Origin of the sequence: Caulobacter sp. B11 (genome assembly GCF_002737765.1) — a bacterium.
In the GTDB taxonomy this organism is placed as follows: domain Bacteria; phylum Pseudomonadota; class Alphaproteobacteria; order Caulobacterales; family Caulobacteraceae; genus Caulobacter.
In genome coordinates, this window is record NZ_PEGG01000138.1 from 1 (window position 1) to 7,563 (window position 7,563).

The 7,563-nt window shown below is 69.7% G+C and carries 7 protein-coding genes and 1 pseudogene; 6 read left to right on the plus strand and 2 right to left on the minus strand.

Translation table 11 applies throughout. The features are described from left to right. Positions 1-1,213: diaminopimelate decarboxylase (gene lysA / locus CSW58_RS06975; protein WP_099446799.1), on the plus strand; the 1,213-nt coding region annotated here is incomplete at its 5' end. Positions 1,214-1,344: 131 nt separating this feature from the next. Next, on the plus strand, positions 1,345-2,940 hold the full coding sequence (locus tag CSW58_RS06980) for a methyl-accepting chemotaxis protein (RefSeq protein WP_099446800.1): 1,596 nt from the start codon (positions 1,345-1,347) through the stop codon (positions 2,938-2,940). 19 nt (positions 2,941-2,959) lie between these two features. Here CSW58_RS06980 and CSW58_RS06985 read toward each other — a convergent pair whose 3' ends face one another. Continuing rightward, complete coding sequence (locus CSW58_RS06985; protein ID WP_099446801.1) at positions 2,960-3,490, minus strand: phosphoribosyltransferase; 531 nt, start codon at positions 3,488-3,490, stop codon at positions 2,960-2,962. A gap of 15 nt (positions 3,491-3,505) precedes the next feature. Continuing rightward, entirely contained in the window at positions 3,506-4,453 is a 948-nt protein-coding gene (locus tag CSW58_RS06990; protein ID WP_099446802.1) for an MJ0042-type zinc finger domain-containing protein, read from the minus strand. Positions 4,454-4,509: 56 nt separating this feature from the next. On the opposite strand from CSW58_RS06990, the gene ftsE reads away from it, so the two are divergent. The 4 genes and pseudogenes from ftsE to CSW58_RS07010 all read left to right on the plus strand — a co-directional run bounded on the left by ftsE (position 4,510) and on the right by CSW58_RS07010 (position 7,480). Then, positions 4,510-5,247: a cell division ATP-binding protein FtsE gene (gene ftsE / locus CSW58_RS06995; RefSeq protein ID WP_369825105.1), complete on the plus strand. Its 738-nt coding sequence runs from the start codon at positions 4,510-4,512 to the stop codon at positions 5,245-5,247. After that, entirely contained in the window at positions 5,240-6,133 is an 894-nt protein-coding gene (locus tag CSW58_RS07000; RefSeq protein ID WP_099446804.1) for an ABC transporter permease, read from the plus strand. Before ftsE ends, CSW58_RS07000 begins: the two co-directional genes overlap by 8 nt. Further along, positions 6,130-6,759: a YdcF family protein gene (locus tag CSW58_RS07005; RefSeq protein ID WP_099446805.1), complete on the plus strand. Its 630-nt coding sequence runs from the start codon at positions 6,130-6,132 to the stop codon at positions 6,757-6,759. Before CSW58_RS07000 ends, CSW58_RS07005 begins: the two co-directional genes overlap by 4 nt. After that, positions 6,756-7,480, plus strand: a pseudogene (locus CSW58_RS07010) (lysophospholipid acyltransferase family protein). Before CSW58_RS07005 ends, CSW58_RS07010 begins: the two are co-directional and overlap by 4 nt. Positions 7,481-7,563: the final 83 nt, after the last annotated feature.

Genomic DNA, 7,563 nt, shown 5'->3' on the forward strand with positions numbered 1-7,563 from the left:
CCGTATCGCGGCCGAGGTCGGCACGCCGGTCTATGTCTATTCCCGCGCCACGCTGGAACGGCACTTCACGGTGTTCCGCGACGCCCTGGTCGACGCCGGGGTGGTCGATCCCCTGGTCGCCTACGCGGTCAAGGCCAATTCCAACGTCGCTGTGCTCAAGGTGCTGGGCGACCTGGGCGCCGGGGCCGATACGGTGTCGGAGGGCGAGGTGCGCCGCGCCCTGGCGGCTGGCATTCCGGGCGAGCGGATCGTGTTCTCGGGCGTCGGCAAGACCCGGGACGAGATCGCCTTCGCCCTGAAGGCCGGCGTCGCCGAAATCAACGTCGAATCCGAGCCTGAGCTCAACGCCGTTGCCGCGGTCGCCGCCGAGCTTGGGGTCCGGGCCAAAGTGGCGTTCCGGGTCAATCCCGACGTCGCGGCCGGCGGCCACGCCAAGATCGCCACCGGCAAGGCCGACAACAAGTTCGGGGTGTCGTTCGCCGAGGCCGCCCGCCTCTACGCCAACGCCAGCAACAACCGCAACCTCGAACCGATCGGCGTGGCCTGCCACATCGGCAGCCAGATCACCGACCTGGCCCCGATGCGCCAGGCCTTCACGAAGATGCGCGGCCTTGTCGAGCAGCTGCTGGGCGAAGGCCTTCACGTCGAACGGCTCGACCTCGGCGGCGGCCTGGGGGTGCCCTATTTCAACATGCCCGAACCGCCCTCGCCCGCCGATTTCGCGACCATGGTCGGCGAGGTCGTCAAGGGCCTGCCCGTCAAGCTGGCCTTCGAACCCGGTCGCGTGATCGCCGCCAATGCCGGGGTTCTGCTGAGCCAGGTGATCCACGTGCACCAGCGGCCCGAGGGGCGGCGGTTCCTGGTGCTGGACGCGGCGATGAACGACCTGCTGCGCCCGGCCATGTACGACGCCTTCCACGACATCCGACCGCTGGTTCCCCGCGCGGGCGAGGCCACGGCCTATGACGTGGTCGGTCCGATCTGCGAGACCGGCGACACCTTCACCCGCGATCGGCTCCTGCCGCCCCTGGAAGCCGGAGATTTGGTGGCCTTCATGTCGGCCGGCGCCTATGGCGCGGCCATGGCCAGCGAATACAACACCCGCCCCCTGGTGCCCGAGGTGCTGGTCGACGGCGACCGTTTCGCCGTGATCCGCGCCCGGCCAAGCTACGACGAGATCCTGGCGCGAGATCTGATCCCGGCCTGGATCTAGGTATTCAACCGGATGCGACACCTTGTCGTTCTGTGCGGTTCCGTCACACGGGCTTAACCGTCTCCGCGCACCCTGCGGCAACCGGGCGGCGCTGTTGACGATCACGCTCGCCAACGGGTGGAGCGCGACTGATGATCGAATTCGATACCATCGAGGCCCAGCGTCGGGTCGGCGGCCAACTGGTCCGCCTCTGTGTCGCGGGGATGGTCTTGCTGGTGCCGACGGCCTGCCTGTTCGCCGGCGGTCAGCTCGTGCCCCTGACGATCGGCGCCGCCCTGGCCGCCTGCCTCGCCTGGGGCGGCTACGCAATTTGGCGCGACAGCGCCGCCCAGCGGATCTCCACCGCGGTCGCGCTGGTGGCGCAGGTCAGCCTGTTCATCGCCGCCTTCGCCGGACATGGCTGGCAGGCCGACGCCCGGCTCGCCTATCTGGCGGCCCTGGCCCTGCTGGTGGCCTATGGCGACTGGCGCGTGGTGGCGGTCGGGGCGCTCAGCGTCATCATGATCGATCTCGGAGCCAGCCTGCTGGCGCCGCATAGCCTGATGCCTGGCGAGGTCAGCCTGCTGCGGCTGGCCTTCAACGCCGGCGTCACCGCGACCGCGGCCTGGTCGCTGATCTGGCTGACCGCAGGGGTCTCGCGACTGTTCGTCACCGTCAATGCACGGACCGACAAGGCCCTGGATGCGGCGAGCCGCGCCGACACCGCCAACGCCGCCGCCATCGCTGAACGCGCGGCGCGCGATGCGGCCAATGCCGAGCAATCGGCCCAGAAGGCCGCCCTGGAAGCCGAACAGACCCTGGTCGTCGAGCATCTCGCCGCGGCACTCGCCCGGCTGTCGGCCGGCGATCTGACCTGGCGCCTGAACCAGACCTTCGCGACGCGCTATGAACCCCTGCGCCTGGACTTCAACGGCGCCATGGGCCGCCTGCAGGCCGCCATGGGCGAGATCTCCCATAACGCCGCCAGCATGTCGGCCGGGGTCGCCGACATGAGCCGCGCGTCGGACGAACTGGCCCGCCGCACCGAGCAGCAGGCCGCCGCCCTGGTCCAGACCGCCACCGCCCTGGGGCAGATCACCGCCGCCGTGCAACAGACCGCCGAGAGCGCCCGTCAGGCCAATAGCGCCGCCGCCGGCGCCCGACAGGAGGCCGAGCGCTCTGATCCGGTGGTCACCGAGGCCGTCGAGGCCATGACCCTGATCGAGACCTCATCCGGCCAGATCGGCAAGATCATTGGGGTGATCGACGAGATCGCCTTCCAGACCAACCTGCTGGCCCTGAACGCCGGGGTCGAGGCGGCCCGGGCCGGCGACGCCGGTCGCGGCTTCGCCGTGGTGGCCCAGGAGGTGCGCGCCCTGGCCCAGCGCTCGGCCGACGCGGCCCGCGAGATCAAGGTGCTGATCCAGGTTTCCGGCGATCAGGTGGGGGCCGGGGTCGAGCGGGTCGGTCGAACTCGCGAAGCCCTGCAGCGCATCGTCGCCCGGGTGGCCGAGATCGACGCCAAGGTGACCATGATCGCCGCCTCGGCGCGCGAGCAGGCCCAGGGCCTGGGCGAGGTCAACACCACGATGGGCGAGATGGACCGGGTCGTGCAGCAGAACGCGGCCATGGTCGAGGAGACCACCGCCGCCGCTCATGCCTTGAAGGGCGAGTCCCAGGAACTGACGGCGAGGGTCGACCTGTTCGACATCGGCCGGACGCGAGGAGCCCGGGCGCGGGCGGCCTGATGCCGCCGTCCGCCGATGGCTAGTCCATCGCCCCGACATAGGGCAGGCCGCGGCTCTTGCCTTCGTCATCAAGGCCATAACCGACCAGATAGCGGGCCGGCGCTTCCCAGGCCACAAAGTCGGGCGTGATCGGGCGCGGCTTGGGCCAGGGCTTGCGAGCGAAGACGGCGGTCAGAACGTCGCTGGCCCCGGCGTCCTTGACCAGACGGGCGGCCTCGCTCAGCGACAGGCCGGTGTCTAGAACATCGTCGACGATCAGGGCGCGTCGCCCGACCAGGGGGCGCTGCAGATCGGCGCGTACTTCGCAGCGGCCCGAACTCTTGCGCTCATCGTGATAGGAGGCCAGCCAAAGGGCGTCGAAGCGAACATTGCGCCCGGCGCGCCACAGGGCCCGGGTCAGATCGGCGGCGAACCACAGCCCGCCGGTCAGCAGGCAGACCACCACGGTGTCGTCGTCGATCCGCGGCGCGATCTGCAGGGCCAGGGCCTCGACCCGCTCGGCAATCTCCTGTTGGGAGACCAGCACTTCGGGGGCGGTTGCATCGGTCATTTCAGGGTTCTTGATTCAGTGGTGCTCGGCGGGAGCCGGAGCGTGCGCTCCGGTCTCATGAGCGGGGGCCTCGTGTCCAGCCCCTTCGACCGGTTGGGCGGCCGTTTCGGACGCGTGCGGATCGGGGGCATGGGCCTCGACGGCGCCGCGCAATTCGGGATCCTGCGCCACCGGCTTGGCCGGCGCATGCAGGGCGGTCTTGGCGCCCTTGCCGGCCCCGTGCTCGAGGGCGAAGCCGACTTCCAGGTCCTTGGCCGTCGACGGCGGATCCACCAGGGTGATCGAAAAGTGGCGCGTCTGGCTGGGCGGGATCACCGGATCGGGCGCGATGGCGATCTTGCCGGCGACGCGCTTGTTCTTGGCGTTCAGCAGGCTGATCCGCAGCGGCGGCGCGGTGACGGCGTGGTCGGTGACGTTGCGGATCACGCCGGTGATGATCAGGACGGCATGGCCGCCTTCCAGGCTCGGCTGGGCCTTGAGACTGTCCTTATCGACCACGAGGCCGACCGTGTTCACATCGAGACCGACCATGGCGTAGGCCCCGGCGGTCTTGGGCCACAGACGAGCGACGTCGAGACGCAGGGCGCCGGCCGCGACCAGCACGATCGCCATGGCGGCGGCCATGCCGCCCCAGACGATGCCGGTGGCCTTGGCTTCCTTGAGGCGACGCTCAGCGTCGGCCCGGGCCCGGAACACCTTGGGCAGTTCCTCGCCAGGCAGGGCGCTGACCGGGGGTTCGGCGTCGAGGTCGGAGGAGGCCGGCGCGGCGGGCTCAACGGCCGCGATGGCGGGCTCGGCGGCCAGCACCGAGTCCGAGGGTTCATCGAACAGATCGACGGCGTCCTCGTTGCGCGCGGTCCAGCGGGCTCCGCAGGAGGCGCAGCGAACCACACGACCCTGCGGTCCGACCTTGGAGTCATCAACGAAATAGCTGCTAGCGCACTCTGGGCAGGTCAGTATCATGGCCGCGAATCGGACGCTCCCCGCTCCTGCTAACGAGGTCGCCGATTTTGTCACCCATGTCCAGAAACCCTGACGACACACCCGTGCGCATCGACGAAGATCTGGACGCTGACGCCGTCCCCGTCGTCCGCTTCGAAGGAGTGTCGATGCGGTACGGACGAGGGCCGGAAACCCTAAGCGATCTCTCCTTGTCTCTACAGGCAGGGTCTTTCCATTTCCTCACCGGCGCCTCGGGCGCCGGCAAGAGTTCCCTACTCAAGCTGATATATCTGGCGCACCGTGCGTCACGGGGTCGCGTGCAGCTGTTTGGCCGCGATATCAGCCTGGTGCCGCCGGCCGACCTGCCGTTCCTGCGTCGCCGCATCGGGGTGGTTTTCCAGGATTTCCGGCTGCTGGAGCACCTGTCGGTGTTCGACAACGCCGCCCTGCCGCTGAGGATCGCCGGCCGCAAGCCCGCGACCTATCGCGACGACGTGGCAGAGCTGCTGCAGTGGGTGGGTCTGGGCGATCGCATGCACGCCCTGCCCGCCACCCTGTCGGGCGGCGAGAAGCAGCGCCTGGCCATCGCCCGGGCCGTGGTCGACCGCCCCGACGTGCTGCTGGCCGACGAGCCGACCGGCAATGTCGACCCCGCCATGTCGCTGCGGCTGCTACGCCTGTTCGTCGAGCTCAATCGCCTGGGCACGACGGTGCTGATCGCCACCCATGACGAGGACCTGGTGGCGCGCGCCGGTCGCCCAACCCTGCATCTGGACCACGGACGGCTGTTGGACCCGGGGCAGATCGATGAGTGAAACCTTCGCCGTCGCCCGCTGGAAGCCCGGCCCCTTGCTGCCGCCGCGCGATGCGCGCGACGGGTCGCTGGTCTTCGTCATCGCCGTGCTGTGCTTCCTGGCCTGCCTGACCGCCCTGGCGGCCCTGGCGGCCAATCGCGCCGCCGAGGGCTGGTCCGCCCAATTGACCGACTCCGCCACGGTTGTGGTCCGGGCCCGTCCCGGTGAAACGCCCGACAGCGCCGCCGCCCGCGCCGCCGAGACCCTGTCGGGCGTCAAGGGTGTGACCGAGGCCCGGGCCCTGGACCGCGCCAAGGCCGAGGCTCTGCTCGAGCCCTGGATCGGGCGCGACGCCCTGGTCGAGGACCTGCCCACCCCGCGCCTAGTGACGCTGGACCTCGATCCCAAGGCTCCCGCCAAGGCCGAGGCCCTGGTCGCGGCCCTCAAGGAGGCCAATGTCGATGCGGTGGTCGACGACCATAGCCGCTGGATCGGCGACATCGAGCGCGCCGCGCGCCTGGCCCGGTTCGCCGCCGCCGGGGTTTTCGCCCTGATCGCCGCCGCGACCGCCGCCGTCATCACCTTCGCCACCCGGGCCGGCCTGGCCGCCCGACGCGATGTGATCGAGGTGCTGCATCTGTCCGGGGCCGAAGCGGGCTTCATCGCGGGGCTGTTCCAGAACCGGTTCGCCGCCATGGCCGCCATCGCCGGCTTGCTGGGCGGGGCCAGCGCGGCCATGATCGGGGCGGCGGCGCGGCTCATGGGGGGCGGCCAGGGACTGACGCCGGTCCTGCCGCTGGCCTGGACCGACCTGCTCGCGCCGCTGCCCTGTCCCCTGGCGGCGGCCCTGGTGGCCGGGATCGCGGCGCGCGGCGCGGCCCTGCGCCTGTTGAGAGACATGCCATGAAGAGCCTTGCCGCCCTGCTGATCGTCGCGATGATCTGGACCGTCGGCCTGTTGGCCTTCGGCGGCCGGGTCGACCATTCGACGCCCGCCGCCGACCCGCCCGTCGCCGACGGCGTCGTGGTCCTGACCGGAGCGTCCAACATCCGGCTGGAGACCGCCACCAAGCTGCTCGAGGCCGGCAAGGGCAAGCGCCTGCTGATCTCGGGCGTCAATCCGGAGGCGACGCGCGAGGACGTACTGGACGTGACCAAGGCCGTGCGGCCGATCTATGCCTGCTGCGTCGACCTGGGCTATGACGCCGCCAACACCGTGGGCAACGCCAAGGAAACCGCCCAATGGGCCAAGGCCAAGGGCTATGACAGCCTGATCGTCGTCACCGCCGACTATCACATGCCGCGCGCGATGCTGGAGCTTCGCGCCGCCATGCCCGAGGCCCGGCTCTATCCCTATCCCGTCGTGACCGAGAGCCTGAACGCCCGCCGCTGGTGGCGCGGCCCCAACAGCGCCCGGCGGATGATCGTTGAATATTGCAAGTACCTGGCGATTCTGGGCCGCGAGTCGTTCCTGAAGCTGGGCCCGAAAGACAAGGCCGCCGCCCCGGCGGAGGCCGAGAGGACAGCATCTTGATCTATCTGCGCTCCTTCCTGTTCCAGCTGTGGTTCTGGCTGTGGTCGATCGCCACCGTCACCTGGATGATTCCCTTCTTCGCCCTGCCCCGCCGAGCGACCATGTGGGCGCTGCGGATCTGGGCCAATGGCATCATTCTCGGGCTTCGCTGGCTGGCCGGCGTGCGGATCGAGGTGCGCGGCCGCGAGAACCTGCCGACCGGCCCGGCCCTGGTCGCGCCCAAGCACCAGTCGATGTTCGACGTCTTCAGCCAGTTCGCCCTGCTGCCCGACGCCAGCTTCGTGATGAAGAAGGAGCTGCTGAACGTGCCGCTGTTCGGCTGGTATGGCCTGAAAGGCGGCATGATCGTCGTCGATCGCTCCGGCGCGGCCATGGCGCTGAAGAAGCTGGTGCGCGACACCTTGGCCCGCATGAAGGAGGTCCGGCAGGTGGTGATCTTCCCCGAGGGCACCCGCGGCAAACCCGCGGCACACCCGCGACTACGCCCGGCGGCACTACAGCCCGGCATCGCCGCCCTCTACCGCGAGCTGAACCTGCCGGTGACGCCGATGGCCCTCAATACCGGCATGCACTGGGGCAAGGGTTCCTGGTCAAGCCCGGCGTCATCGTCTTTGAATATCTGCCGCCGATCCCCGCCGGTCTGAAGCGCGGCGAGTTCATGCGCGAATTGCAGACCCGCATCGACACGACCACCCATGCCCTGGAAGCGTCGGGGATCTAGCTGTCGAAGCTATGAAGGTTGTTCACCCGAGGAGCGGCTGAGAAGCTGGGGTTGCGAAGCACCAACCTTGGCCGGAGGTCTCC